The sequence below is a fragment of the Delftia sp. WSY_7 genome, from assembly GCF_043104845.1.
GTDB classification, from domain to species: domain Bacteria; phylum Pseudomonadota; class Gammaproteobacteria; order Burkholderiales; family Burkholderiaceae_C; genus Comamonas; species Comamonas tsuruhatensis.
Genome location: NZ_JBICLB010000033.1, coordinates 288,471 through 314,590 on the forward strand (window position 1 = coordinate 288,471; position 26,120 = coordinate 314,590).

Annotated in this window: 26 protein-coding genes; 18 read left to right on the top strand and 8 right to left on the bottom strand. The window is 68.1% G+C overall.

The genetic code is table 11. The features are described from left to right. Positions 1-35: 35 nt before the first annotated feature. Positions 36-1,247 carry a 2-methylaconitate cis-trans isomerase PrpF gene (gene prpF / locus ACF8ME_RS13455; RefSeq protein WP_392416902.1) on the top strand — a complete coding sequence of 404 codons (1,212 nt, stop codon included), beginning with the start codon at positions 36-38 and terminating at the stop codon, positions 1,245-1,247. Positions 1,248-1,281: 34 nt separating this feature from the next. On the opposite strand, the gene ACF8ME_RS13460 is transcribed toward prpF, so the two are convergent. Continuing rightward, on the bottom strand, positions 1,282-2,214 hold the full coding sequence (locus ACF8ME_RS13460) for a pyridoxal-phosphate dependent enzyme (RefSeq protein ID WP_392416904.1): 933 nt from the start codon (positions 2,212-2,214) through the stop codon (positions 1,282-1,284). A 67-nt stretch (positions 2,215-2,281) separates the two neighbouring features. Here ACF8ME_RS13460 and ACF8ME_RS13465 point away from each other — a divergent pair, with 67 nt between their 5' ends. After that, entirely contained in the window at positions 2,282-3,202 is a 921-nt protein-coding gene (locus tag ACF8ME_RS13465; RefSeq protein ID WP_016453509.1) for a LysR family transcriptional regulator, read from the top strand. On the opposite strand, the gene prpR is transcribed toward ACF8ME_RS13465, so the two are convergent. Next, a complete protein-coding gene (gene prpR / locus ACF8ME_RS13470; RefSeq protein WP_392416905.1) occupies positions 3,203-5,200 on the bottom strand; it encodes a propionate catabolism operon regulatory protein PrpR in 1,998 nt (665 codons plus the stop codon). It abuts the gene before it with no gap. A 218-nt stretch (positions 5,201-5,418) separates the two neighbouring features. Here prpR and ACF8ME_RS13475 point away from each other — a divergent pair, with 218 nt between their 5' ends. Genes ACF8ME_RS13475 through ACF8ME_RS13485 form a run of 3 tightly spaced genes read left to right on the top strand, consistent with a single transcriptional unit; the run spans position 5,419 to position 8,389 of the window. Beyond that, complete coding sequence (locus ACF8ME_RS13475) at positions 5,419-6,429, top strand: tripartite tricarboxylate transporter substrate binding protein (protein ID WP_017405022.1); 1,011 nt, start codon at positions 5,419-5,421, stop codon at positions 6,427-6,429. Positions 6,430-6,473: 44 nt separating this feature from the next. Then, positions 6,474-7,484, top strand: a complete 1,011-nt coding sequence (locus ACF8ME_RS13480) for a Bug family tripartite tricarboxylate transporter substrate binding protein (RefSeq protein ID WP_392416906.1) — start codon at positions 6,474-6,476, stop codon at positions 7,482-7,484. 44 nt (positions 7,485-7,528) lie between these two features. Next, positions 7,529-8,389 (top strand): oxaloacetate decarboxylase, encoded by an 861-nt coding sequence (locus ACF8ME_RS13485; protein WP_016445909.1) that lies wholly within the window; start codon positions 7,529-7,531, stop codon positions 8,387-8,389. Positions 8,390-8,406: 17 nt separating this feature from the next. On the opposite strand, the gene ACF8ME_RS13490 is transcribed toward ACF8ME_RS13485, so the two are convergent. Beyond that, positions 8,407-9,003, bottom strand: coding sequence for a TetR/AcrR family transcriptional regulator (locus ACF8ME_RS13490; protein WP_026062285.1), 597 nt, complete (start codon positions 9,001-9,003; stop codon positions 8,407-8,409). Between the two features lie 123 nt (positions 9,004-9,126). On the opposite strand from ACF8ME_RS13490, the gene ACF8ME_RS13495 reads away from it, so the two are divergent. Then, positions 9,127-10,347, top strand: a complete 1,221-nt coding sequence (locus ACF8ME_RS13495) for an MFS transporter (RefSeq protein WP_392416908.1) — start codon at positions 9,127-9,129, stop codon at positions 10,345-10,347. A 34-nt stretch (positions 10,348-10,381) separates the two neighbouring features. Here the strand turns inward: ACF8ME_RS13495 and ACF8ME_RS13500 are convergent, their stop codons facing one another. After that, positions 10,382-11,263, bottom strand: a complete 882-nt coding sequence (locus ACF8ME_RS13500; RefSeq protein WP_016445906.1) for a LysR family transcriptional regulator — start codon at positions 11,261-11,263, stop codon at positions 10,382-10,384. 113 nt (positions 11,264-11,376) lie between these two features. On the opposite strand from ACF8ME_RS13500, the gene ACF8ME_RS13505 reads away from it, so the two are divergent. Further along, positions 11,377-12,921, top strand: coding sequence for an MFS transporter (locus tag ACF8ME_RS13505; RefSeq protein WP_392416910.1), 1,545 nt, complete (start codon positions 11,377-11,379; stop codon positions 12,919-12,921). A 103-nt stretch (positions 12,922-13,024) separates the two neighbouring features. Here the strand turns inward: ACF8ME_RS13505 and ACF8ME_RS13510 are convergent, their stop codons facing one another. Beyond that, positions 13,025-13,606: a superoxide dismutase gene (locus ACF8ME_RS13510; protein ID WP_016445904.1), complete on the bottom strand. Its 582-nt coding sequence runs from the start codon at positions 13,604-13,606 to the stop codon at positions 13,025-13,027. 318 nt (positions 13,607-13,924) lie between these two features. Then, positions 13,925-15,250 carry an exodeoxyribonuclease VII large subunit gene (xseA, locus tag ACF8ME_RS13515; protein WP_392416911.1) on the bottom strand — a complete coding sequence of 442 codons (1,326 nt, stop codon included), beginning with the start codon at positions 15,248-15,250 and terminating at the stop codon, positions 13,925-13,927. Positions 15,251-15,645: 395 nt separating this feature from the next. On the opposite strand from xseA, the gene ACF8ME_RS13520 reads away from it, so the two are divergent. The 6 genes from ACF8ME_RS13520 (at position 15,646) to adk (ending at position 19,763) form a co-directional block, all read left to right on the top strand. Next, entirely contained in the window at positions 15,646-16,278 is a 633-nt protein-coding gene (locus tag ACF8ME_RS13520) for a MotA/TolQ/ExbB proton channel family protein (protein WP_016445902.1), read from the top strand. Between the two features lie 22 nt (positions 16,279-16,300). Then, the gene (locus ACF8ME_RS13525) at positions 16,301-16,726 is read left to right on the top strand and encodes a biopolymer transporter ExbD (RefSeq protein WP_012205405.1); all 426 of its coding nucleotides are present in this window, start codon (positions 16,301-16,303) and stop codon (positions 16,724-16,726) included. Between the two features lie 12 nt (positions 16,727-16,738). Then, complete coding sequence (lpxK, locus tag ACF8ME_RS13530) at positions 16,739-17,755, top strand: tetraacyldisaccharide 4'-kinase (protein WP_392416913.1); 1,017 nt, start codon at positions 16,739-16,741, stop codon at positions 17,753-17,755. Positions 17,756-17,819: 64 nt separating this feature from the next. Further along, complete coding sequence (locus ACF8ME_RS13535; protein WP_016445900.1) at positions 17,820-18,002, top strand: Trm112 family protein; 183 nt, start codon at positions 17,820-17,822, stop codon at positions 18,000-18,002. Between the two features lie 53 nt (positions 18,003-18,055). Next, positions 18,056-18,850: a 3-deoxy-manno-octulosonate cytidylyltransferase gene (gene kdsB / locus ACF8ME_RS13540; RefSeq protein WP_392416914.1), complete on the top strand. Its 795-nt coding sequence runs from the start codon at positions 18,056-18,058 to the stop codon at positions 18,848-18,850. A 256-nt stretch (positions 18,851-19,106) separates the two neighbouring features. Next, positions 19,107-19,763, top strand: coding sequence for an adenylate kinase (gene adk, locus ACF8ME_RS13545; protein WP_016445898.1), 657 nt, complete (start codon positions 19,107-19,109; stop codon positions 19,761-19,763). A 90-nt stretch (positions 19,764-19,853) separates the two neighbouring features. Here the strand turns inward: adk and ACF8ME_RS13550 are convergent, their stop codons facing one another. Then, positions 19,854-20,843 (bottom strand): asparaginase, encoded by a 990-nt coding sequence (locus tag ACF8ME_RS13550; protein ID WP_392416915.1) that lies wholly within the window; start codon positions 20,841-20,843, stop codon positions 19,854-19,856. Positions 20,844-20,941: 98 nt separating this feature from the next. Here ACF8ME_RS13550 and lexA point away from each other — a divergent pair, with 98 nt between their 5' ends. Continuing rightward, complete coding sequence (lexA, locus tag ACF8ME_RS13555; protein ID WP_016445896.1) at positions 20,942-21,616, top strand: transcriptional repressor LexA; 675 nt, start codon at positions 20,942-20,944, stop codon at positions 21,614-21,616. A 159-nt stretch (positions 21,617-21,775) separates the two neighbouring features. Then, on the top strand, positions 21,776-22,183 hold the full coding sequence (locus tag ACF8ME_RS13560) for a hypothetical protein (RefSeq protein WP_016445895.1): 408 nt from the start codon (positions 21,776-21,778) through the stop codon (positions 22,181-22,183). Between the two features lie 83 nt (positions 22,184-22,266). Here ACF8ME_RS13560 and ACF8ME_RS13565 read toward each other — a convergent pair whose 3' ends face one another. After that, a complete protein-coding gene (locus ACF8ME_RS13565; protein ID WP_392416917.1) occupies positions 22,267-23,448 on the bottom strand; it encodes an MFS transporter in 1,182 nt (393 codons plus the stop codon). Positions 23,449-23,589: 141 nt separating this feature from the next. Between ACF8ME_RS13565 and ACF8ME_RS13570 the strand changes: the two genes are divergently transcribed. From ACF8ME_RS13570 to ACF8ME_RS13580, 3 genes are all read left to right on the top strand, one after another. After that, positions 23,590-24,471 (top strand): helix-turn-helix domain-containing protein, encoded by an 882-nt coding sequence (locus ACF8ME_RS13570; RefSeq protein ID WP_160852488.1) that lies wholly within the window; start codon positions 23,590-23,592, stop codon positions 24,469-24,471. Between the two features lie 157 nt (positions 24,472-24,628). Next, complete coding sequence (locus tag ACF8ME_RS13575) at positions 24,629-25,105, top strand: sigma-70 family RNA polymerase sigma factor (RefSeq protein WP_017405010.1); 477 nt, start codon at positions 24,629-24,631, stop codon at positions 25,103-25,105. 4 nt (positions 25,106-25,109) lie between these two features. Continuing rightward, a complete protein-coding gene (locus ACF8ME_RS13580) occupies positions 25,110-26,087 on the top strand; it encodes a FecR domain-containing protein (protein WP_392416919.1) in 978 nt (325 codons plus the stop codon). Positions 26,088-26,120: the final 33 nt, after the last annotated feature.

A 26,120-nucleotide genomic window follows, 5' to 3' on the forward strand; every position in this document is an offset into this window, starting at 1 on the left:
GACACAGATACGAACAACAGCACAGGAGGCCTGAGATGGGCGCGATCCCCGAAACCTTTCTTCCCCAGTTGCGCATCCCTGCCACCTACCTGCGCGGCGGCACCAGCAAGGGCGTGTTCTTTCGCCTGCAGGATCTGCCCGAGGCGGCCCGGCACCCCGGACCCGTGCGCGACGCCATCCTGTTGCGCGCCCTGGGCAGCCCCGACCCCTACGGCAAGCAGATCGACGGCATGGGCAATGCATCGTCCAGCACCAGCAAGGCCGTGATCCTGGCTCCCAGTACGCGGGAAGGCCATGACGTGGACTATCTGTTTGGCCAGGTCGCCATCGACCAGCCGTTTGTGGACTGGAGCGGCAACTGCGGCAACCTCTCGGCCGCCGTGGGGCCCTGCGCCATCCACATGGGACTGATAGATCCCGCGCGCATTCCTCGCAACGGCACGGTCACCATCCGCATCTGGCAGGCCAACATCGCCAAGACCATCGTGGCCCATGTGCCCATCACGCAAGGCCAGGTCCAGGAGACCGGCTCCTTCGAGCTCGATGGCGTGACCTTCCCGGCCGCCGAAGTGGCGCTGGAGTTCCTGGATCCCGCCGATGAAGGAGACGATGGCGAAGCCATGTTCCCGACAGGCCACCTCGTGGACCGGCTGGACGTGCCCGGCGTGGGCAGCCTGGCGGCCACGCTGATCAACGCGGGCATTCCGACCATCTTCCTGAACGCCCAGGACCTGGGCTACACGGGCTGCGAGCTGCAGGACGCCATCAACACGGACGACGAGGCCCTGGCCCGCTTCGAGGCCATACGCGCCCACGGCGCGCTGCAGATGGGGCTGATCAAGGACCTGGCCGAGGCCGCCAGACGGCAGCACACGCCAAAGATCGCCTTTGTGGCGCCACCGGCCGCCTACACGGCATCCAGCGGCAAGCGCATTGAATCGGGTGACGTGGACCTGCTGGTGCGCGCCCTGTCCATGGGCAAACTGCACCACGCCATGATGGGCACGGCTGCCGTGGCCATCGGCACCGCAGCGGCCGTGCCGGGCACGCTGGTGAATCTGGCGGCAGGCGGCGGCGAGCGCAGCGCCGTGCGCTTTGGCCACCCCTCCGGAACGCTGCGCGTGGGCGCCGAGGCCCGTTTGGTGAACGGCCAGTGGCAGGTGACCAAGGCCCTGATGAGCCGCAGCGCACGCATCCTGATGGAAGGCTGGATCAGGGTCCCCGGCGAGGTGTTGAACGCCGCATGAATGCGCGGGCCGGGACTTCAGGCCGCAGCCGTGCTCACGCCTCGGCTGCCAGCGCCGCCCCACGCCACGCCTGGAGCTGCTCCAGCGTGTTCGTCGTGCCGCCGCAGGCCACCACCAGCACGCGCTGGAAGCCTTGCAACGCAGGAGCGCGCCCGTAGGCCAGGGCCAGCGCGGCGCCACAGGCCGGCTCCACATGCAGGCGATGGTCGTCAATGAAGCGCAGGCAGGCCTGCAGCGCCTGCGCATCCGTCACCACGGCGCTGCGCACGGGGTGCACCTGCGCCAGATCGAAGGCCCTCTGGCAGACCTGGCGCGCGCCCAGCGAAGTAGCCACGCTGGTGATGCGGTCCAGCAGTACGCGGCGGCCCTGGGCCAGGGACTGCGCCAGGGAATCGGCGCCGGCCGTCTCCGCCGCGATCACGGGCACATCGGTCCAGCCGTGGCGCTCCAGGCCCTGCACCACGCCGGCCAGCAGGCCGCCGCCGCCCACGGCCAGCACCACGGCGTCGGGCTTGAAGCCGGCTGCGGCCAGTTCGTCGACGAGGGTGGAATGCCCGGCCCACAGCAGCGGATCGTCAAACGGGTGGACAAAGGCATCGTCGGCACCCAGCAGGGACTGGGCCAGCGCATTGGCCTCGTCCCAGACGGAGCCATGCACGATCAGCTCGGCGCCCTGGGCGCGGATCAATGCCCGTGCATGCTCGGTCGTGGTCTGGGGAACGACCACGGTGACGGGCATCGACAGCTGCCGTCCCGCATAGGCCACGGCAATGCCGGCATTGCCGCCCGACGAGGCCACAAAGCCCTTCTTGCCCTGGCCCGCCAGGGTCTCGCAGGCATGGCCTATGCCGCGCAGCTTGAATGATCCGCAAGGCTGCAGCGCGTCCAGCTTGAGCCAGATGTTCTGGCCGCTGGCCTGGCTCAGGGCATGGGACGGGATAAGGGGAGTGAAGGTGTGCAAAGGCATGGGGTGGCAGTGTAGGACTGGCGTTCAGCCGCGATAATCCCTTGGCTTTTCAAATATTCTTTGCGCCATGAGCACAAATCAAGCCCTGCCCCTGTTCGGGGAAATGGCCATCTTCGTCAAGGTGGTGGACACGGGCAGCTTCTCCGAGGCCGCGCGTCAGCTGGGCAGCACGCCATCGGCCACCAGCCGGGGCGTGGCGCGGCTGGAAAAGGCGCTGGGCCTGCGCCTGCTGGAACGCACCACGCGCAAGCTGCGCCTGAGCGAGGCCGGCCGCGAAGTGCATGCGCGCTGCCTGGACATGGTGGGCGCCGCGCAGGCCGTCATGGCTGCATCCCTGCTTCAGGACGCGCAGCCGCGCGGCCTGGTGCGCATCAGCGTGCCCAAGGCCGTGGGCCATACCGTGGTCCATCCCCACATGCCCGACTTCCTGGCCCTGTATCCCGAGGTCGACGTGCAAATGCGGCTGGAAGACCGCTATATGGACCTGATCGATGACCCCGTGGACCTAGCCATACGCATCACCAACCACCCGCCGCCAGGGCTCATGGGCCGCCACCTGATGGACATCGACCATCTGCTGTGCGCCTCGCCCCAGTACCTGGCCCGGCACGGCACGCCCGCACATCCGCTGGACCTCAAGGCCCACAGCTGCATCTACCTGGGAGAGGAGCCCGGCGACGCGCACTGGAAGCTGCGCGGCCGCGGCAAGACCGTCACCGTGGCCGTGCGCGGGCGCTATGCGGCCAACCACACCGGTGTGCGGCTGGACGCCGTGCTGCAGCACATCGGCATCGCCAGCCTGCCCCGCTTCACGGCACGGCAGGCCCTGGCGGACGGGCGCATCGTGCAGGTGCTGCCGGACTGGAGCTTCCTGCCCAACTACAGCGGCCAGCTGTGGATTCTTCACCCGCCCACCAGACATCTGCCACTGAAGCTGCGCGTGCTGATGGATTTCCTGGCCGAGCGGCTGGGTGGCCATGCACCCTGATCAGTCCGGCGCCCTGAGCCTGCGCCACAACGTGGCCCGGCTGATGCCCAGGATCTCGCAAGCGCGGCGCTGGTCGCCCTGTACCTGCTCCAGCACTTCGCGCATGCGCTGGCGCTCGGCATCGCGCCGGGCCTCGCGCAGTTGCAGTTGCCGCTGCTGCGCTGGCAGGGCCTGAACGGTACCCTGCCCAGCCCCGTCGCATTCAGGAAACAGCTCCCGCAAGCGGCCCATGTCCACGCGGCCCGCGCTGTCGCGCAGGTCGTGGCGGCAGGCCAGCAGGCGTTCCACCCAGTTGTCCAGCTCTCGCGCATTGCCGGGCCAGCGGTGGCCGGATGCCAGCTCCAGCAAGGCCGCCAGCAAGGGCTCCAGCGATGGCCCTTCCGCCTGCAGCGACTGCGTGCGCAGGCGCCGCGCCAGCATGGCGCGGGCCAGGGCATGGACATCGGCCGGTCCGCGTTCGTGCAGTCCGGGCATGGACAGGCGCAGCACGGCCAGGCGGTAGAACAGGTCACGCCGGAATTCACCGCGCTCGACCAGGGCCGCCAGATCGGCGTGCGTGGCGGCGATGACGCGCAGGTCCACCGGCACGGGCGTGGTGGAGCCCACGCGCAGCACTTCGCGCTCCTGCAGCACGCGCAGCAGGCGGGACTGCAGGGCCAGCGGCATGTCGCCGATCTCGTCCAGGAACAAGGTGCCCGTATGGGCCGCCTCGATCAGCCCGGTCTTGCCGCCGCGCCGCGCGCCGGTGAAAGCGCCTTCGTCGTAGCCGAAGAGTTCGCTCTCCAGCAGGCTTTCGCCCAGGGCCGCGCAGTTCACCGCCAGGAAGGGCTGGGCCGCGCGCCGGCTGGCGCGGTGCATGCCCTGGGCCAGCAACTCCTTGCCCGTGCCGCTGTCGCCCTGGATGAGCACGGTGGCATCGCTGGCCGCGAACTGGCGCGCCAGGCGGCGCACGCGCTGGGCGGGCCCGCTGTCGCCCGCGTAGTCTTCGATGCGCCAGCGCACGCCCGCGCCGCGCAGGCTGCGGTTGGCGCGCAGGTGGCGGTCGGCACGCTGGATGGTGGCCGGGTCGCGGCAGACCAGCAAGGCGCCCGTGAGCTGGCCGTTTTCCACGATGGGCGCGCGCCGTACCACCAGGGTGCGCATGGCCAGCTGGACCACGTCTTCACTGCCTTCGGGCTCCAGGGACTGCGACTGCAGCGCCTGTGCCAGTGCCAGCGCGGGTGCCACCTCGTCCAGCAGCCGGCCATGCAGCGCATTGGCGGGCGCGCCCAGCAGCGCGGCCATAGTGGGGTTCAGGGCCTGGATGCGGCCTTGCGTGTCCACGGCGACCACGCCGTCCTGCAACTGGCCGAGCACGGTTTCCAGCCGCTGGTGGCGGGCGCGCTCGGCATGGCGGTGGCGGGCCAGCAGCACGGCGTCACGCAGGGCCTGCAGCACGGCGCCATCGGAGTACAGCAGCACGCTGGGAATGCCGGCCTGCTCGGCCAGGTCGGCCACCAGGCCCGGCGCGACGACGGCGCCCACGCCGGCGGCCTGCAGCGCACGCACGCAGGCCTGGGCATCTTCGGGTCCGTGGTAGCTGAACTGCGCAATGCCGGCGCCGAACAGCGCGTCGAACTGGGCCAGATGCGGCGAGGGATGGTCGAACGACACCAGCCCGATGCGCGGCGTGCCGCCGGACTGGGCCAGTGCACGTGCGCTGGCCAGCGCCTGCAGCAGATCGAACCCGCGCACCTCGATCATGACGACGGGGATATCAACCCGCTCGCGCACCCAGGCGCCGCTGGCCCCTGCGGCCACCAGGGCGTCTATGGGCTCGACCGCCTGCAGCGCACGCACGGCCTGCACGGCATCGTCAAAGGCCGCGCTGACATGCTCCACGCGCACCTGGTCGCCCACGGCCAGCGACATGCGCTCCAGCACGCGGCCGATGCGGTGGCGGCCCACGGTGACGACGCGCGGCCAGGCTGCGCGGGGGCCGGAAGGGGTTGCATGCATGGAAGGCACAACTGATTCATTCATGCAACCGATTATTTCATTCATGCAACACCGCACCGGGCGAATCGATGAATGCCTGCAGAGCAGGCTTTTCAAGAAACACAAAACCCATTCACATCAACAACTTGCGATATCAAGGGTTTACCCTTTGATCCGGTGGCATGCCACTTGCAACAGGCCAGGCGTTTCAATCATTTCAAGCATTTCCAGGAGACCCCATGAACCAGCCATCCCGCCTGCCCCGCCGCACCGCCCTGGCCACCCTGCTTGCCGCCGCGCTGCCGCTGGCCGGCGTGACCTGCTCCGTCGCTGCACGGGCTGCCGGCGCCGCCGATGCCTGGCCCACCCGCCCCATTCGCCTGGTGGTGCCGTTCTCGGCAGGCGGCGCCAATGACCTGATGGCACGATCGGCTGCCGAAGGCGCGTCCAGGATCCTGGGCCAGCCCGTGGTGGTCGACAACCGCGCGGGTGCGGGAGGCACGGTGGGCGCCGACATCGTGGCCAAGGCCCAGCCCGACGGCTACACCCTGCTGGTGAGCGCGGCTGGCGTGATCTCCAACAGCATGATCAAGAAGACCATGCCGTTCAAGGACGATGCGCTGGTTCCGGTGGCCATGATCGGCCTGGCGCCGTCCGTGATCGTGGTTCCCAAGAACGCGCCCTACCAGAACCTGCGCGATTTCGTCGAGGCATCGAAGAAGGGCCAGGGCTTCAATTTCGCCACGGCCGGCACGGGCAGCACGCCGCATTTCGTGGCCGAGATGCTGAACGTGAAGTACGGCGCCCAGCTGCAGCCCGTGCCCTACAAGAGCGGGTCGGAGAGCACGACGGCCGTGCTGGGCGGGCAGGTGGAGGGCACGTCGGAGGCCAGCATCATCGCCCTGCCCCACATCCTCAACGAAGGCAAGTTCAAGGCCCTGGCCACCACCTGGACGCAGCGCATCTCGGCCTATCCGCAGCTGTCCACCGCCGTGGAGCAGGGCTTTGCCGAGCTGCAGATCGCGCACTGGGCCGGCATCCATGCGCCCAAGGGGACGCCGCCTGCCATCCTGGACAAGCTGGCCGCCGCCGTGGACAAGGCCATGAAGGAGCCGGCCACGGTGGAAAAGCTCAAGGGCCTGGGCATCGAACCCATCGGCGGCACGCGCGCCGAGTTCGTGAAGTTCACAGACGCCGAACGCAAGCGCCTGGGCGAGATCGTCAAGGCCGCGAACATGCAGGAAAAGTGAACCGCTTGCGCCATCACCACCGATCCCAACCGAGACAAGACACCATGAATACCCGCCGCAACACCCTCCGCCTGGGCATGGGCCTGGCCCTCAGCGCCATCGCCACCGCTGCCGCCCTGCTCGCTGCCCCCGCCAGCGCCGTGGCCCAGGGCGCAGATGCCTGGCCCTCGCGCCCCATCAAGCTCATCGTGCCCTATGCGGCTGGCGGCTTTGCCGATACGCGGGCCCGAAAGATCGCCGACAAGATAGGCCAGAGCCTGGGCCAGCCCATCGTGATCGACAACCGCGGCGGCGCGGGCGGCGTGACGGGCACGGATGCCATCGCCAAGGCCACGGACGGCCATACCTTCGGTTTCGGCTCGCCGGGTCCGCTGGTGACCAATCCCATGCTGATGAAAAAGCTGCCCTACAGCGCCGCACGCGACCTGCAGCCCATCATCCTGATCGAAGAGGCGCCGCTGATCCTGACCACGGCGCCCAACCAGCCGTTCAAGACCGTGGCCGAACTGGTCGCGGCAGCCAAGGCCAAGCCCGGCACGCTGACCTATGGATCGTCGGGCGTGGGCGGTGCCCACCACCTGTCGGGCGAGCTGCTGGCCTTCCAGACGCGCACGGAAATGGTCCATGTGCCCTACAAAGGCGGCGCGCTGGCAGCCACCGACCTGATGGGCGGCCACCTGGCCTTCATGTTCGAGATGGGCTATGCGGCCCTGCCTGCCATCCAGGGCGACAAGGTCAAGGCGCTGGCCGTGTCCAGCAAGCAGCGCCTGAAGGTGCTGCCCGGCGTGCCCACGCTGGATGAGGCGGGCATCAAGGGCTTCGAGTCGTACAACTGGCTGGGCATGATCGCGCCGGCCAGTACGCCGCCGGCCGTGATCGAGCGCCTGAACAAGGCCGTGAACGAGGCCCTCAAGGACGCGGAGGTGCGCGCCATGATCGAGAACACGGGCGGCATGGTCATGGGCGGCACACCCCAGGCCTACGGAAAGTTCATCGAGGCCGAACGCGCCAAGTGGGGCCCGGTGATCAAGAACGCCAACATCACGCTGGACTGAGCGCCCACCCGCGCAGCACTTTTCCTCATCCGACAGAACCCTCCATGAACACCAAGCAACAACTCAAGGCCCTGGCCGAAGCGCGCCGCGGCGTGCTCGTGCCCGGCGCATTCAACGCACTGTCCGCGCGCGTCGTGGCCGATCTCGGCTTCGAGGCCATCTATGTGACCGGCGCTGGCGTGACCAATATGTGGTTCGGCCTGCCCGACCAGGCCTTCATGGGCCTGACCGACATCGCCGACCACACGGCCCGCATCCGCGACGCCGTGGATCTGCCGCTGATCGTGGATGCCGACACCGGCTTCGGCAACGCGCTCAACACCTACCACGCCGTGCGCACGCTGGAGCGCGCGGGCGCCGACTGCATCCAGATCGAGGACCAGATCAGCCCCAAGCGCTGCGGCCATTTCAATGGCAAGGAAGTGATTTCCACCGAGGAAATGCTGGGCAAGATCAAGGCCGCCGTGGACGCACGCCGCGACCAGGGCACGCTGATCATGGCGCGCACCGATGCCTGCGCCACGCAGGGCTTCGAGGCTGCCGTCGAGCGCGCCCAGCGCTTTGCCGAGGCGGGAGCCGACATTCTGTTCGTGGAGGCCGTGACCCAGGCCGAAGAAATCCGCGCCCTGCCCCAGCGCCTGTCCACGCCGCAGCTGATGAACATGGTGATCGGAGGCAAGACGCCCATCACCGACGCGGGCGAACTGGCAGACCTGGGCTATGGCCTGGTGCTGTATGCCAATGCCGCGCTGCAAGGCGCCGTGGCCGGCATGCAAAAGGCGCTGGGCCAGCTGCGCAACGAGCGCAGGGTGGACGAGAACCCCGCCGTGGTCGCCCCCTTTGCCGAGCGCCAGCGCCTGGTCAACAAGCCGTTCTGGGACGCGCTGGAAAAGAAGTACGAGTGAAGCACGAGCGAGGGCGGTCAGCCCCTCGCAGGCGCCTTCCACCCCTTGAGCGTCAGCTCCAGCGCCTGCAGCGCCTGCTGCAGGCGTTCGGGGGGCGCCCCTTCCTCGGCAATCCAGAATGCCGACTCCACCAGGCAGCCATTGAGCAGGCGCGACATGGCCAGCGGATTGGCACGCACGATCACGCCGCGCTCCATGAGCTGCTCCAGGTAGCCGGCCACGAAGGCGATGCAGGCACGGTGCTGCTCGCCCTGGTCCGTGCCCGTCAGCACGGCGCGCGCATCCTGCAGCACGATGCGGCGTATCTCGCCCTCCTGCGCCATGGCCAGGTAGGCACGGCAGTAGGCCAGGAACCCCTCCCATGGATCTGCATGGTCGGCCAGCACCTGCTCAAGGCGTGCGTCCATTTCGGCATCCATCTGCGCCACCACGGCGGCCAGCAGGCCCGGCTTGCCGCCGAAATGGTGGTACAGCGCGCCGCGCGTCAGGCCGGCCTTGGCCGTCAGTTCGTCCATGGAGGCCTGGGCATAGCCCTGGCTGCCAAAGGCCTCGCGCGCAGCCTCGATGAGCTTGGCGCGTGTCTCCTCGATCATGCTGGCCCGGCTTTTGCGCATGGCGCACTCCATTCACATACAAAACGTATGCCAATGATACGGCGCGTCACGGGCAGCCCGTAGAATCGCTGACATACGCCGCGTATGTGATTGCAGCGGCCTGTCCGTTTTTCCGAGGTTTCCATGCTCCACGCCTACCGCCAGCTGTTCACCCGGCCCGGCACGGCCGCCTTTGTGCTGGCCGGTCTCCTGGCCCGCCTGCCCCTTTCCATGACGGGCATCGGCCTGATCACCATGCTGTCCCAGCAGCGCGGCGCATACACGCTGGCCGGCGCGGTCGCTGCCTGCTTTGCGCTGTCCATCGCGGTGCTGGCGCCCCGCATCTCGGCCCTGGTGGACCGCCATGGTCAGCGCAAGGTCCTGCCCTGGGCAGCGGCCGTGAGTGCTGCCGCCATGTTTGCGCTGCTGGCCTGCGCGCATTGGCAGGGACCGGAGTGGCTGCTGCTGGTGCTGGCAGCGCTGGTGGGTGCCCTGCCCAGCATGCCGGCCATGGTGCGTGCGCGCTGGACCGTGCTGCTGCGCGGCACGCCACAACTGCAGACGGCCTATGCGCTGGAGGCCGTGCTGGACGATGTCTGCTTCATCGTCGGCCCGCCCCTGTCGGTCGGCCTGAGCATGGTGCTGTTCCCCGAGGCCGGGCCGCTGGCCGCCTCCTTGCTGCTGCTGGTGGGCGTGGCGCTGTTCGTGGCCCAGCGCCGTACAGAGCCACCCGTGGACACATCGCAGCGGCGCACGCGCCAGCAGTCGCTGGCCCGCCATCCCGTGGTGCGCACGCTGGCGCTGTTCATGCTGGCCCAGGGCATCATCGTGGGCACCATCGACGTGGCCAGCGTGGCCTTTGCCACGCAGCAGGGCCAGCCGGCGGCGGCCAGCATCGTGCTCTCGTTCTATGCGTTGGGCTCCTGCGTGATGGGACTGGTGTTCGGCACGCTGCGCCTGAAGGCGCCGCTGCACCGCCAGATCGCCTGGGTGGGCGCCTCGGTCTGCATCACGGCCGTGCCCCTGCTGCTGGCCACCAATGTGTTCACGCTGACCCTGGCCGTGCTGCTGGCCGGCATTACCTTCGGCCCGACCATCACTGTGGCCATGGGCCTGGTGGAGCAGCAGGTGCCGCCCCAGCGCCTGACGGAGGGCATGACCTGGCTGCTGACCGGCATTGCCATGGGCGTGGCCCTGGGCGCGGCCGCCGCCGGCTGGGCCACCGACCTGTGGGGCGCGCGCATCTCCTTCGTGGTGGCGCTGCTGGCCGGTGCTGTCATGTGGGCCCTGGGCGTGCTGGCCGCACGCCAGGCACGAGCGAAAGAGAGCCCGCCTGCCGAAGACGCAGCCGCTGCCTGCACCTGAACACGGCCCCAACGCCCGCGCCAGCCCAGACCGCTCAGGCCGTGGCCATCAAGGCCAGCAGCTCGGCCAGGCGCTGGCGCATCCACAGCGCTTCGACCCCGGGCGCCAGCCCTTCCAGCCAGAGCATGCGCACGGTCAGCGGCGGCAGCGCCAGCCCCTCGCAGGCGCGTTGCCGCAGATGCGGGCGCAGATCGCCGAACTCGGCAATATTGACCGGCAGGATGGCCCAGCCCAGGCCGTCGGCCACCATGTCGGCAATCACATAGAAGCTGTTGGAGCGCCAGACGGCGGGACTGAGCACGGTGTCCTCCACGCCCTCGATGTGCATCAGCAACTGGCGGTGCGCGGCCAGCTGCCTGCGCGTCAAGGGCTCTGCGCCATCGAGCACATGGCCCTTGGCCACGCAAATGGTCTGCGGCACGCTGCCGATATGGCGCTGGGCACAGGTGGCCGGCGCAGGCGCTCGGTCGAACTGGAAGGCGACCTGGGCACGCTGCGCCGCCACATGCTCGGCCACTTCGGAGGCCGTGCCGTTCAGCACGGTCAGCTCCATGGCCGGGAAGCGTGCCGCCAGCTCCTTGAACAGCTGGGCCAGCGGCACATAGGGCAATGCCTCGTCCAGCGCAACGGCCAGGCGCGCCTGCCCGCCTGCGGCCAGGGCGCGTGCGCGGTGGTCCATGGCCTGGGCCTGGTGCAGCAGGGACCGGGCCTCCAGCAGCATGACCTCGCCTGCGGCCGTGAGCCGCACATGGCGTCCCACACGGTCGAACAGCTCCAGCCCCAGATCGGCCTCCAGCAGGCCGATGGCCGTGCTCACGGCCGATTGCGCACGGCCCAGGCGGCGCGCAGCCTCGGTCATGGTGCCGGCCTCGGCCACCGCCACGAAATGCCTCAGTCTGTCCAGTGTCCATTCCATTCATCAATTTTATGGATTGAATCAAACTTTGATAAAGCATTTTATTGATGGAAACTGCGGCTTTCATCCAAAGGAAGCTCCGGCCCACAAGGCCAGGGGCAAACAGGTGCTTTATGGCGTTCACGACGCAAAACCGGGTCCCCGCTGCGGGGCATCCCTCCAAATCTCTGGCGGCCGACCCGCGCCGCTGGCTGGTGCTGGCCATCGTCTCGGTGGCGCTGCTGCTCATCGTCATCGACATGACGGTGCTCTACACGGCACTGCCGCGCCTCACGCATGACCTGGCGGCCACGGCCTCCGCCAAGCTGTGGATCGTCAATATCTATGCCCTGGTGGTTTCCGGCCTGCTGCTGGGCATGGGCACGCTGGGCGACAGGCTCGGCCACAAGCGGCTGTTCATGGCCGGGCTGTACGTGTTCGGCCTGGCATCGCTGTGCGCGGCCTTTGCGCCCTCGCCCGCCCTGCTGATTGCGGCGCGCGCGCTGCTGGGCGTGGGCGCGGCCATGATGATGCCGGCCACGCTGTCCCTGATCCGCCTGAGCTTTGCCGATGAGCGCGAGCGCGCGCTGGCCATCGGCATCTGGGCCTCGGTGGCCTCGGGCGGCGCGGCATTCGGGCCGGTGGTGGGCGGGCTGCTGCTCGAATACTTCTGGTGGGGCTCGGTGTTCCTGATCAATGTGCCCATCGTGCTGCTCGCCCTGCCCCTGGCCGGCTGGCTGATTCCCGCAGGCACGGCCACCTCGGAGCGGCCCTGGGACTTCATCGGCTCATTGCAGGTCATGGCAGGCCTGGTGGGCAGCACCTACGCCATCAAGGAAGCCGGCAAACAGTCGCCCGACTGGGCCCTGGCCGCCGTGGCCCTGGTGCTGGGCCTGGGCTTTCTCGCGCTGTTCGTGCGGCGCCAGCGCCGCAGCAGCGACCCGCTGCTGGACTTCGCGCTGTTCCGCAACCCGGCGTTTGCCACGGCTGTGGCCTCGGCCCTGGTGGCTGCGGCAGCGCTGATCGGCATGGAACTGGTCTTCAGCCAGCGCCTGCAGTTGGTGCAGGGCCTGTCTCCGCTGCAGGCGGGCCTGGCCGTGCTGCCGCTGCCGCTGGCCGCCTTTGTTGCCGGCCCCGTCGCAGGCCACTGGCTGCCGCGACTGGGTGGGGCCCGCATGCTGCCGGCCTCCCTGTTGCTGTCGGGCCTGGGCATGGGCGGCTACCTGCTGGTCCATGACATGGGCTGGTGGCCGCAGGCGGGGGCGCTGGCCCTGCTGGGCCTGGGCATAGGCGCGGCCATGACCACGGCGTCGAGCACCATCATGCAAAGCGCTCCCGCAGACCGTGCAGGCATGGCGGCTTCGGTCGAGGAGGTGTCATACGAGCTGGGCGGCGCCCTGGGCGTGACGCTGATGGGCAGCCTGCTGTCGGCCGTGTACGCAGGCTCTTTGCGCCTGCCTGAGGGGCTGGGCCTGGCCCTGCCCGATTCCGTGCGCGACAGCCTGGACGAAGCCCTGCTGGCCGCCGAACAGCTGAGGCCTCAGGCCGCGCACCAGTTGACCGAACTGGCACGCACGGCCTTCGGCCAGGGTTTCAGCGCCGTGATCGCCGGCGCCACGCTGCTGCTGGTGTGCACGGCGCTGTGGACGGGGTGGCGGCTGCGCGGTCAGCGCCGCTGAACGGCGGCCCCCCGGCCTCAGCCAGAAAGCAAAAAAGCCCCTTTCGGGGCTTTTTGGGCGCTGCGTGCACGTTGCGCGTGCACATTGCTGGCAGGTGCTTCGATCAGGCGAAGTTCTGCTCGGCAAACTTCCAGTTCACCAGCTTGTCGAGGAAGGTCTCGACGAACTTGGGACGCAGGTTGCGGTAGTCGATGTAGTAGGCGTGCTCCCAGACGTCCACGGTCAGCAGGGCCTTGTCTTGCGTGGTCAGGGGCGTGCCGGCGGCGCCGGTGTTGACGATGTCCACCGAGCCATCGGCCTTCTTCACCAGCCAGGTCCAGCCGGAGCCGAAGTTGCCCACGGCCGACTTCACGAAGGCTTCCTTGAAGGCGGCATAGCTGCCCCACTTCTTGTTGATGGCGTCAGCCAGGGCGCCGGTGGGCTCGCCGCCACCGTTGGGGGCCATGCAGTTCCAGAAGAAGGTGTGGTTCCAGATCTGGGCTGCGTTGTTGTAGATGCCGCCGGAAGACTTCTTGACGATCTCTTCCAGGGTCATGCTTTCGAATTCGGTGCCCTTTTGCAGATTGTTCAGGTTCACCACATAGGCGTTGTGGTGCTTGCCATGGTGGTACTCCAGCGTTTCCTGGCTGTAGTGGGGTGCCAGCGCGTCAATCGCATAGGGCAGAGGGGGCAAGGTATGTTCCATGGTGTTTCCTTCGTGGTTGAAATCTTTTAGGACGGGCCAGCACCTGTTGCGCAGAGCGCATGCAGCGCCTGCCGTGACCGTCGCGCGGGGCCTGCATTGCGCGCATTGCTGCGAGCCCTGGCCCTCACGCACCCGAACGGGCATTGTAGGAACAAGTTCGTGACCCTGCGGCGAAAGCGCGCTCCAAATCGGCCATCTTGGCCCGCTGCCGCGAGGGTGGATGTGAATTGACCGCAATCCGGCCAATCGGCCTACACGGATACCGCCTGCCGCCCGCCACTCCCTGCACGCCGAACGCTGCACACAGCGGGCCGCAGTTCAGAGCAGGCGCGGCTGCGTCACCACCAGGTCCAGGCTGCCGTCCGCCAGTTGCGCCTGCAGCGCCGTGCCCGGTGGCGCACGGCGCGCCTCGGTCACGGGATGGCCCTCGGCATCGGTGAGCAGGGCATAACCTCGCTGCAGCACCAGGCGCGGGTCCAGCAGTTGCAGGCGAAGCTCCATGCGCGCCAGGTGATCCGCACGCCTGTCCAGGCCGCGGCGCATGCCCGCAGGCAGCTGCGCCTGCAGGCCCTGCCCCGCATGGTCCATGCGCTGCAGCCTCAACTGCATGGCATGGCGCAGGCGCTGCGCCTGGCGGCTGAGCTGCAGCCGGCTGCGCGCCAGCTGTTCGCTGGGCCGGCCCAGGCGCTGCGACGCCAGGTCAAGGCGCTGCTGCTGGCGGTCCAGCAGCCGTTGCACCCCGTCCTCCAGCCGGCCCTGCATGAGCTGCAGCGCACCCAGCCAGACTTCGCGCGGCTGGCTCACCAACTCCGCCGCCGCCGTGGGCGTGGGCGCGCGCAGGTCGGCGCAGAAGTCGGCAATGGTGAAGTCGGTCTCGTGCCCCACGCCGCTGATCAGCGGCACCGGGCTTTGCACGATGGTGCGGGCCAGGCGCTCGTCATTGAAGGCCCAGAGGTCTTCGATGGAGCCGCCGCCGCGCACCAGCAAGATGGTTTCGATGTGCGGCGCGCCGGCCACCGATCCCGCGCCTTCCTGCGCCAGCCCATAAAGCCTTTGCAACGCGTCGATCAGCGAGGCCGGTGCCTGCGCGCCCTGCACCAGGGCCGGCACCAGCACCACGGGGATGTGGGGCACGCGGCGGCGCAGCGCGGTGATCACGTCGTGCAGCGCGGCAGCCCCCGGCGAAGTCACCACGCCAATGCCGCGCGGCAGCGGCGGCAGGCTGCGCTTGCGCGCCGCATCGAAGAGGCCTTCGGCCTCCAGCTGCGCCTTCAGCCGCAGGAACTGCTCGAACAGTGCGCCCTGGCCTGCACGCTGCATGCTTTCGATGACCAGTTGCAGATCACCGCGCTGCTCGTAGACACCCAGCCGGCCCCGCAACTCGACCAGCTCGCCATCGCGCGGCGAAAAGTCCATGAGCTGGGCCGCGCGCCGGAACATGGCACAGCGGATCTGCCCGCCGGTGTCCTTGATGCTGAAGTAGCAATGGCCGCTGGCCGCGCGCGAGAAGCCGCTGATCTCGCCGCGCACCGCCACCGGATTGAAGCGCGCCTGCAAGGCATCGCTCACGGCGCGGCACAGCGCGCCGACTTCCCAGACCAGCGGCGCCGCTGCTGGATTCATTGCGCCAAATGCACCGCTCATGCGGGCTCCCGGTCAGCATGCAGTGCAACATTCTCCACAGGCCGGCAGATGCAGCCTTGAAGAGGCACTTTGGCGATGATTTGCACAAGCAATCTCAAGAATACCTCGCAAGCATTTGATTAATAAGAGATTTTTTACTGAAACAAAGAATTCACATTTGTCACAGTGGTCATTCGCCGTCGCCGCCGCATCTGCGCAGGCAGCTTGATAACAAAGTTATCCACAGAAAATTGTGCTATATGAGCAAGCCCGAGGCCGGAAACCGGGACACCGCCCGTTGCCTGGATGCTGCGCCCGGTCACAGTTTTAGGCCGATCGCGCAGCCGGGACGCCTGGACCGGCCACATGGCTGGGCCATAATCGTCGGCTGCAGTTAAACGCGGGGGGAAAACAACTTGCTGTCGATCATACAAGCCGCAGGCTGGCCGATCTGGCCACTGATTGCCTGCTCCATCCTGGCTCTGGCCCTGGTCTTTGAACGCTTCGTGGCGCTGAAAACAGCCCGTGTTGCGCCGCCTGCCCTGTTGGGCGAGGCGATTTCCGTGTCCTCGCGCGGCCTGCCCAGTCAGGAAGTCGTGCAGCAACTGGCACAGAACTCCACGCTGGGCGAGGTCCTGGCCAGCGGGCTGCGCGCACTGCAGGCCCATCCGGACAGCAGCGAAGAAGAGCTGCGCGCGTCCATGGAAGGCGCCGGCCGCGCCGCCGCCCACACGCTGGAAAAGCACCTGAGCGCACTGGCCACCATCGCCTCTGCCGCCCCTTTGCTGGGCCTGCTGGGCACGGTGATCGGCATGATCGAGATCTTCGGCTCGCAAGGCGGCGCATCGGCCACCGGCGGCAGCAACCCCGCCCAGCTGGCAGCCGGCATCTCCATCGCCCTGTACAACACGGCCTTCGGCCTGATCGTCGCCATTCCGGCCCTGATCTTCTGGCGCTACTTCCGCGCCCGCGTCGACGGCTACCTGCTGGGCATGGAGCTGGCTTCCGAACAGTTCGTGCGCCACCTCACCCGCGTCGGCGGCAAGTGAACCAGCACGCGAAAGACCTGACATGAACTTCCGTCCCCGCCGCCGTGACGAGCCCGAGATCAACCTGATCCCGTTCATCGACGTGCTGCTGGTGGTGCTGATCTTTCTGATGCTGTCCACCACCTACAGCAAGTTCACCGAGCTACAGCTGACCCTTCCGGTGGCCGACGTCGAGCAGCAGCGCGACCGGCCCCGCGAAATCATCGTCGCCATCGCAGCCGATGGCCGCTATGCCATCAACAAGACCGCCGTGGAAGACCGCAGCGTCACCGGCCTGACCCAGGCGCTGGCCGCAGCGGCCGTCGCCGGCAAGGACAGCGTGGTCATCATCAGCGCCGATGCCACTGCGCCGCACCAGTCCGTGGTATCGGTGATGGAAGCCTCGCGCCGCGCCGGACTGTCCCAGATCACCTTCGCCACGCAGACCTCGGCCAGCGCCGGGCGCTGAAGGCAAGCCGCCATGCCCCGGACTGGTCCTGCCCCCGCAGCCCGGGGGCTTCGCGCGGCCTGGCGCCGCCGCGGTCCGCTGGCCTGCGCGCTCCTTCCCCTGTCCCTGCTGTACCGCGCCCTGCTGGGCCTGCATCGGCTGCCATATGCACTGGGCTTCAGGCGTGGGGGCCAGGCCGGCATTCCGGTCATCGTCGTCGGCAACGTGATTGCGGGCGGCGCCGGAAAGACCCCCGTCACGCTCGCCCTGGCCCGCCATCTGCGCGATGGCGGCTGGAGTCCCGGCATCGTCTCGCGCGGCTATGGTCGCAGCACGGACGACTGCCGCGAGGCCCGTCCTGACAGCGCCCCCGCCGACGTGGGTGACGAGCCCGCGCTGCTGGCGCGTGCCAGCGGCGTGCCGGTCTTCGTGGCCCGCAAGCGCATCGAGGCCGTCCAGGCCCTGCGCGCCCGCCACCCGCAGGTGGATGTGGTCATCAGCGACGACGGCCTGCAGCACCTGGCCCTGGCCCGCGACATCGAGCTGTGCGTCTTCAATGACGACGGCATCGGCAACGGCTGGCTGCTGCCGGCCGGCCCGCTGCGCGAGCCCTGGCCGCGCCCCGTCACCGCCGTGCTGCACGCGGGTACCTGCCCGCCAACGGATGCACCCGCCTTTGCCATGCATCGCCAACTGGCCGCTGAAGGCGTCAATGCGCGCGGTGAGCGCATTCCCCTGGCGACCCTGCGCGGACGACCCGTGGAGGCCGTGGCCGCCGTGGCCCGGCCCGAGGGCTTTTTCTCCATGCTGACCCGCGAGCAAGGCCTGACGCTGGAGCATGTCCAGGCGCTGCCGGATCACTATAATTTTGAGAGCTTCCAGCGCCTGGGGCGCAACGAAGACCCGCTGGTCTGCACCGAAAAAGATGCCGTCAAGCTGTGGCGCACCCATCCCCAGGCCTGGGCGGTTGCGCTGCAATTGCAGCTGCCGGCGGATTTCTGGGCGCTGCTGGATGAGCGGCTGCAGGCACTGCGCCCCTGCCCCGCCTGACTATCATCTCCGTCTCGGCTGGCTGCCACGGCCCGCCCTTTCCCTTCAAAACACAGGATCCGCCATGGACGCCAAACTTCTCGAACTGCTGGTCTGCCCCGTCACCAAAGGCCCGCTGCGCTTTGACCGCGAGCACCAGGAACTGGTCTCGCGCAGCGCGCGCCTGGCCTACCCGGTGCGCGACGGCATTCCCGTGCTGCTGGAAACCGAGGCCCGCACGCTGGACGACGACGAGATCGAGGACTGATTTTTCCCATCACCTGCGCCGCCCCACGCCTTCGCCTCACTCCTGCACGCACCATGTCCTCCGCGCCCTTCACGGTTCTGATTCCCGCCCGCCTTTCTTCCAGCCGCCTGCCGGGCAAGCCCCTGGCCGACATTGCAGGGCTTCCCATGGTCGTGCGCGTGGCACAGCGCGCCAGCCGCAGCGGCGCCGCACGGTGCGTGGTCGCAGCCGATGACGAAAGCATCCTCGCCGCCTGTGCCGCGCATGGCGTGGCGGCCGTGCTCACGCGCAACGACCATGCCAGCGGCAGCGACCGACTGGCCGAGGCCTGCGCGCTGCTGGGTCTCGATGGCGATGACATCGTGGTCAATGTCCAGGGCGACGAGCCGCTGATCGCCCCCGAACTCATCGACGCCGTGGCCGCCCTGCTGCCCCGGCAACCTTCGGCCAGCATGGGAACGGCGGCGCATGCCATTGACAGCCTTGCCGACTTCGTCAACCCGAACGTGGTCAAGGTCGTCTGCGATGGCCAGGGCATGGCCCACTATTTCAGCCGTGCGCCCATTCCCTTCGCGCGCGAGCATGCGGACCAGGCATGGTGGGAGACGGCATCGGCAGCGTTGGGCCACCCCGGCTTCGCACCGCTGCGCCACATCGGCATCTACAGCTATCGCGCCGGCTTCCTGCGCAGCTTCCCCCAGCTTTCCCAGGCACCCACCGAGGCACTGGAGGCCCTGGAGCAGTTGCGTGCGCTGTGGCACGGCCACCGCATCGCCGTCCATGTCACACCCCATGCACCTGGCCCTGGCGTGGACACGCGCGAGGATCTGGAGCGGGTGCGCGCCCAGCTGTCCAACCCGCCGGCCTGAATCGGCCGGCCGCTGAAAACGCACAAATGGCGATGCCGGGCATCGCCATTTGCAGCAACGCCGCCCATGCGGTTTTGTCGGACAGCAAAACGCAGGTTTTGGCGATTGCACAGGCGACAGTTTTGCCCCGTGCGTGTAAGCCAGTGTTGGCCCTGTGCGTGCTATCCTTGCCCGCGACAAAAAAATGACGCATGGACTGTCCGCCCCGGTGGGCCGATCCGGCAGACAAGAATTTCTACTCTCCTCAAGGACTTCCATGAAACTGATTTTGTTGGGCGCACCCGGCGCCGGCAAAGGCACGCAAGCCGCTTTCATCTGCCAGAAGTACGGCATTCCCCAGATCTCCACCGGTGACATGCTGCGTGCCGCCGTCAAGGCCGGCACGCCCCTGGGCCAGCAGGCCAAGGCCGTGATGGACGCCGGCCAACTGGTCAGCGACGACCTGATCATCAATCTGGTCAAGGAGCGCATTGCCCAGCCCGATTGCGCCAACGGCTTCCTGTTCGACGGATTTCCCCGCACCATTCCCCAGGCCGACGCCATGAAGGCCGCCGGCGTGAAGCTGGACTACGTGCTCGAGATCGATGTGCCCTTCGATGCCATCATCGAGCGCATGAGCGGCCGCCGCTCCCACCCCGCTTCGGGCCGCACCTACCACGTCACGTTCAACCCGCCCAAGGTCGAAGGCCTGGACGACGTGACCGGCGAGCCGCTGGTGCAGCGCGAGGACGACAAGGAAGAAACGGTCAAGAAGCGCCTGGACGTCTACAGCAGCCAGACCCGCCCGCTGGTGGACTACTACCGCGCCTGGGCCGAGAAGGAAGCCGCAGCAGCCCCCAAGTACCGCGCCATCAGCGGCCTGGGCTCGGTGGAAGACATCACCCAGCGCGCCCTGGCAGCACTGGCTGAATGACGCAGGCCATGCGCCAGACCCCAGAAAAGCACCCGCCGGGTGCTTTTTTGTTGCCCGCCTGCATCTGAAGCGCCGGCGACGCCCAGAGGATCAGTCGCGCGGCTGCGCGGCCAGCGCCAGCATCATGGCAATCCGCGCCTTGGCCACGGGCAGTTGGACCAGATCGGCCTCTGCGGGGTCCGTGCCAAGCCCCGAGGCAACGGGCAGGCCTTCGGCGCAGCGCGTGCCCCGCCAGATCCAGACGCCTTTGTCGCGCGCACGCAGCAAGGCCGCTTCCATGCTTTCGTGAACGGTCGCATTGCCCGTGCCGGCCACCACGATGCCGCGCACGCCTGCGGCCACCAGCGCATCCACGCCGCAGGCTCGCGCCAGGGCAACGCTGAACACCACCTCGACCCAGGGCAGGTCATCCAGCGCCAGCAGGTCAGACAGAGCGGGAGCGGAAATCACCATCCGCGCAACGGGGACGACCGGCGTGACCGGCGCATCAGCCACCAGCCAGCGCACGCGCCCTTCCTCCACCAGGGCCTGCGGGCCACCTTCCATGGAGCGCATGGCCTGCAGTCGGTAAGGGTGGACTTTTTGCACCTGGGCCGCCGCATGCACTTCGCCGCCGGCCACCACCCACACACCGCTGCGCCCGCCGCTGGCGGCCACGGTCACGGCATCGCGCAGATTCTGCGGTCCGTCGGCCAGCAGGGCCGTGGCCGGGCGCATGGCGCAAGTGAGCACTATGGGCTTGGTGGCAGGCAGCAGGCTGTGCAGCAGCCAGGCCGTCTCTTCCAGCGTGTCCGTTCCATGCGTGATCACCACGGCGCGTGTGTCCGCATCCTCCAGCGCCTGCGTGCAGGCACGCAGCAACGCGCGCCACACGGGCCAGTCCATATCCTTGCTGTCCACCTGCGCGATCTGCTGCGTCTGCACAGGCCCCAGCGCCTGCTGCTCCAGATCCGGCACGGCATCGAGCAGCGACTGCACCGTGATCTGTCCGGCCTTGTATCCCACTGCCTGCGACTGCGAATCCGCCCGGCCGGCGATGGTGCCGCCCGTGCCAAGAATCACCAACTTTGACTGCCCCACTTGCACCTCTTGGAAAACTGGTTAAAAATACAGATACTGTATAAATCATCAGATGACTTCTCTGCCTGCCATCTGAATTCAAGGACCGGACGCACGCCATGCTCGACCATCCCAAGCTCACCGCCCGCCAGCAACAGATCCTGGACCTGATCCAGGCCGCCATCTCCCGCACGGGCGCGCCCCCCACCCGCGCGGAAATCGCCAACACGCTGGGCTTCAAGTCCGCCAACGCAGCAGAGGAACATCTGCAGGCCCTGGCCCGCAAAGGCGTGATCGAACTGGTCAGCGGCACCTCCCGCGGCATTCGCCTGCGTACCGACACCGTGCGCAACATCAATGCCGCACGCGGCACCAGCTTCGGGCTGCCGCTGTCGGCCCTGGCGCCGCTGATGCTGCCGCTGGTGGGCCGCGTTGCGGCGGGCTCGCCCATTCTCGCCCAGGAACATATTGACCAGACCTATTCCGTCGAACCCAGCCTGTTCCAGGTCCGCCCGGACTATCTGCTGCGCGTGCGCGGCATGTCCATGCGCGACGCGGGCATCATGGACGGCGATCTGCTGGCCGTGCAGTCCGCGCATGAAGCCCGCAACGGGCAGATCGTCGTGGCACGCCTGGGAGATGAAGTCACCGTCAAGCGTCTGCGCCGCACCACGCAGGGCGTGGAGCTCCTGCCGGAAAACCCCGATTACCCGGTGATCCGCGTCGCTCCCGAAGAGGCCTTTGCCATTGAAGGCCTGGCCGTGGGGCTGATCCGCAACAGCATGTCCATGTAAACCGGACAGGCAGCCCTGCACGGGTTGCCCCCTACTTCATGCACCGCCCAGGTGGTAGGCGCGAAGCCTTGCAGCTTCGCCCTGGGCGGAGCTTTGCCCGCAAACCGCAATCCTGCCTGTGTCCATGCCTCTTTGAAATACGCCAACAGGAGTCGTCACATGGGATTCGCTCTGCCAACACTGTCTTCTCTGTCCTTCCTGCGCCTGGCACAGGGCATTCGCCTGCCCGCCGCCGCCATGGAGCCCGCCATGCGCACCATCCAGCCCGAATCGCCTGTGCAATCCGAGCAGGCGACCATCCTGTCCTTCAGCAAGGCACGCCGCCGCAGCCAGCAGCGGCGCAGCAAGTCAGCACGGCTGCCAGAACACAGGGATGCGCAGCTGCTGCTGCCCCTGCAACCCGAACTGCCCTCACTTCCGGCAGATCAGGCCCTGCCTTCGGGTCTGCGCATCATCCAGCGCTCGCCGCAGGAGCAGCCCGAATGCCTGTTCATCTCGGGCCGCATGGCCGATGTCTGTGCCGCCCTGGAACGCATGGAAGCGCACGGCGCGCAGACACCGGCCTGAGGTCGCCCTGAGACCAACCCGTCCACCCGGTCTGCGAGAGCCCGGGCCTGTCTCTTGCTTTGCCCAGCGGCAGGGGCTGCGCATCAGGCCCTGACAGCCGCCGGTGCAGCACTCCCCTCGCTGCGCCGATTGCGCATGCACCACGCCTGCGCCGCGGCAACGCACAGAATGCACAGCACGACGCTCAACGAAAAACGCAGTCCGCGCGCATCGGACAGCATGCCGAACAACGGCGCCACCATGCCGCCTATCGACATGGCCAGCCCCAGGGTCAGCCCGCTGGCCGTGGCCTGGTTGCGCGGCAGATAGTCCTGGGCCAGCGTGACCTGGGCGGCAAACGGAAGAAACATGCACACGCCCAGGGCCATGGTGCAGGCCAGCGCCATCCATGGCGTGGAGGCCAGGGCCAGGGCCGCCAGGGCAGGCAATGCCAACAGGTAGCCGGCGCGGATGGCCTGCGTGCGCCCCCGGCGATCTGCAAGCGTGCCCCCCAGCAAAGTGCCCACCGCCGCAGCGGCTGTGAATGAGGTCAGCGTGGCCGCTCCCATGAAGTCCGAGCCGCCCAGCTCGCGCGTCACGAACATGGGCAGGGTGGACAGCACCGTCACATAGGGAATCGACCAGCAGACGATGACCCCGCACAGCAGGAAGAAGGCGCGCCAGTGGTTGGCGGGCAATTCGCCCTGAGCCACGGCCAGGCGCCGGGTGGCGCAATGGTCCTTGGCTCCATCCCGCCAAGTACAGGCATACCAGAGCACCAGCATGGCCGCTGCAGGCAGGGCCAGCATCCAGCTGCGGTGCAAGGCGCCTGCGCCCACCACGGCCGCAGCCAGCATGGGAGCGAACGATGCCCCCGCCGTTCCGCCCACCGAAAACACGCTCATCGCCTTCTGCGAGCCGCCGCCCGCCATGCGGGCCGCCACCGTTGCGGACGGATGGTAGGCCGCGATCCCCAGGCCGCACAGCACGGCAGCCAACCAGCTGACCCAGTAGTCCGGGCTCATGCCCACCAGGGCCAGGCCCAGGGCGGCCACCACAAAGCCGGCCGGCACCATCCAGGGCCGTGGCGACCGGTCGGCATACAGGCCGAACAGCGGCTGGACCATGCTCGACAGGCCCGTGGCCGCCAGCATCAGGCCGCTGGCTTCCGTATAGCTGTAGCCGCGCTCCAGCACCATGAAGGGCAACAGCGCAGGAACCAGTCCCTGGTAGAGGTCGTTGATGGCATGCGTGCCCGTAAGCAGCCCCAGACGTGCGCGGTTCATGCCCTGCCTCCTGTCACGTCCGTCATTCTCGAAAGGGAAATCATCTCCATACCTGCCACTTTCCTGCGGATTGAAAGTGGGTCATCGTAGAAAGTGCATGATCTGCATTCCTGCTACGAAGCAACAACAATCGTCGAGAAAATGACAACCCGGCAAAGTGGCCCACTTTCCCATGCCCGCACACGCGCTTGCCTGGATGACGTGCCTGCGGCCGCTCCATTGCCCCCGCACGGCGAGCACACGGCCCGCCCGGTCGTGGCCTTTGCCACAGACATGGCGGCCGGCGCTGCCATCGCACCGCATGCCCACCGCCGCGGCCAGCTGCTGCATGCCACCGAGGGAGTGATGCTGATCCGCGCGGATTCGGGCAGTTGGGTCGTCCCCCCGGGATGCGCCGTCTGGGTTCCACCACAGTCCCTGCACGCCATCCACATGGCCGCCGGCCCCGTGGCCATGCGCACCGTGTTCGTGGAGCCGGGGCTGCGGCCCGGCCTGTGGCAAGACTGCCGAGTGATGCAGGTCACGCCCCTGCTGCGCGAACTCGTGCTGGAGGCCATCGAGCTGCCCATGGACTACCCGCTGGGCGGCAGGGAGGAGCGTGTCATGCAGTTGATCCTCGACGAAATGGAGCGCGCCCGCGCCCTGTCCTTGCACGTGCCCATGCCCCGGCATGGCGCCCTGGCCGCCTGCTGCCGCAGCTTTGTGGACGACCCATCGCAGGACGCCGGCCTGGCCAGTTGGGCACAGCGGCTGCACATGCATCCCCGCACGCTGGCACGCCTGTTCCTGCGCGAGACCGGCATGAACTTCGGCGCATGGTGCCGCCAGGCCCGTCTTCTGCTCAGCCTGCCCCGGCTGGCCGCTGGCGCCTCGGTCCTGGAAGTGGCGCTCTCCCATGGATACGACAGTCCCAGCGCCTTCACCGCCGTCTTCCGGCGCAGCTTTGGCGCTCCGCCCAGCGCCTACCAGCGCAATCGCCCGGCGCAGGGCCGGCGTGGAAGTTCCGCCAGCATCTCCCTGTAGCGCACATGCAACAGAAAGATACCCAGTCCTCAGGAGTAAAGCCTGCGTGAAAGATAATTGATAAGCATTCTTATTATCTTTTGCAACCGAGACCGCCACGTTGCCCATCTCGGCTTCTACGCCCGGCCTCCCCGCTTCTTTCGCACAAGCCCTCTCCGTGCACAGCCTCTACCAGAATCACCATCCCTGGCTGGAAAGCCTGCTGCGCAAGCGCCTGGGCAACCGTGACGATGCGGCCGACCTGGCCCAGGACACCTTCGTGCGCCTGCTGCGCTCGCCAGTGCCGCAGCAGGACATCCGCGAGCCCAGGCGCTACCTGGCCACCATCGCCCGCGGCCTGGTCACCGACCTGTTTCGCCGCCGCACGCTGGAGCAGTCCTATCTGGACTATCTTGCCCAGCTGCCGCAGTCGCTGGCGCCTTCGCCCGAGGAGCAGGCCATCGTCCAGCAGACCCTGCTCGACGTGGACCGCATGCTCCAGGGCCTTGCACCCAAGGTGCGCGAAGCCTTCGTCCTGTCCCATTTCGAGGAACTGAGCTACCCCGAGATCGCCGAGCGCCTGGGCGTGTCGCTGCGCACCGTCAGCAACTACCTGACCCGGGCGATGGAGCATTGCTGCCTGGTCCTGGCATAGCCACATGGGCGAGGGATCTTTGGAAAGCAACGACCGACGGGCCTTGCATGAGGCCGCTGCCTGGCACGTGAAACTGCGCGGCACCGCGGTGACGCCAAGCCTGCAGCAGGCATGGACGGACTGGCACGAGGCCGACCCCGCCCACCAGCGCGCCTGGCTGCGCGTGCAATCCGTCACCGCACAGCTGTCGCATCTGCCCGCACCCTTGGCGCGCCAGGCGCTGGGCCGCCGCTCCGACCCCAATCGCCGTTCTGCGGTGCGTGCTGTGGCCCTTGGCCTGGGCAGCGGTGCCACGGCCTGGCTCGCCTGGAAAGGCGCGCCGCTCGAGCACTGGCAGGCCGCTCATCGCACCGCCACTGGCGAGCGCCGCGACCTGACGCTGCCCGACGGCTCCCTGGTGGCCCTGGATACAGCCACCTCCGTGGACGTGGCTTTCGACGACCGCCAGCGCCTGCTGCGCCTTTACCGCGGCCGCATCCTCGTCGCCACCGGGCCAGACGCACTGGGCCGCCCCTTCAGTGTGCAAACCCCGCAAGGCCATGTGCTGGCCCTGGGAACGCGCTTCACGGTCCATGTCGCGGACGACGGCCTGTGCCATGTCAACGTGCAGGAAAAGGCCGTGCGCCTGCAGCCCCTGGACAGCGAAGCCACCCCCACCGAGCTGCAGGCCGGGCAACACGCCGCCTTCTCGGCCAGCGCCGCCCAGCCACCCGCGTCTGCCGATCCCTTTGCCGCCAGCTGGCACGAAGGCGGACTGATCGCGCTGGACATGCCGCTGGGCCAGCTGATCGACGCCCTCGCCCGCTACCGGCCCGGCTACCTGGGCTGCACGCCCGAGGTGGCAGGCCTGCGTGTCTCGGGCGCCTTTCCCGTGGACGACACCGATCGCGCCCTGGCCGCGCTCGTCAGCCGCTTCCCCTTGCAGTTGAGCACCCGTACACGCTATTGGGTGCAAGTGCAGGCACGGTCTGGCGGGGATTGAGTAGGCGATCGAGGAGGCGTTCCAGTGGGCGAG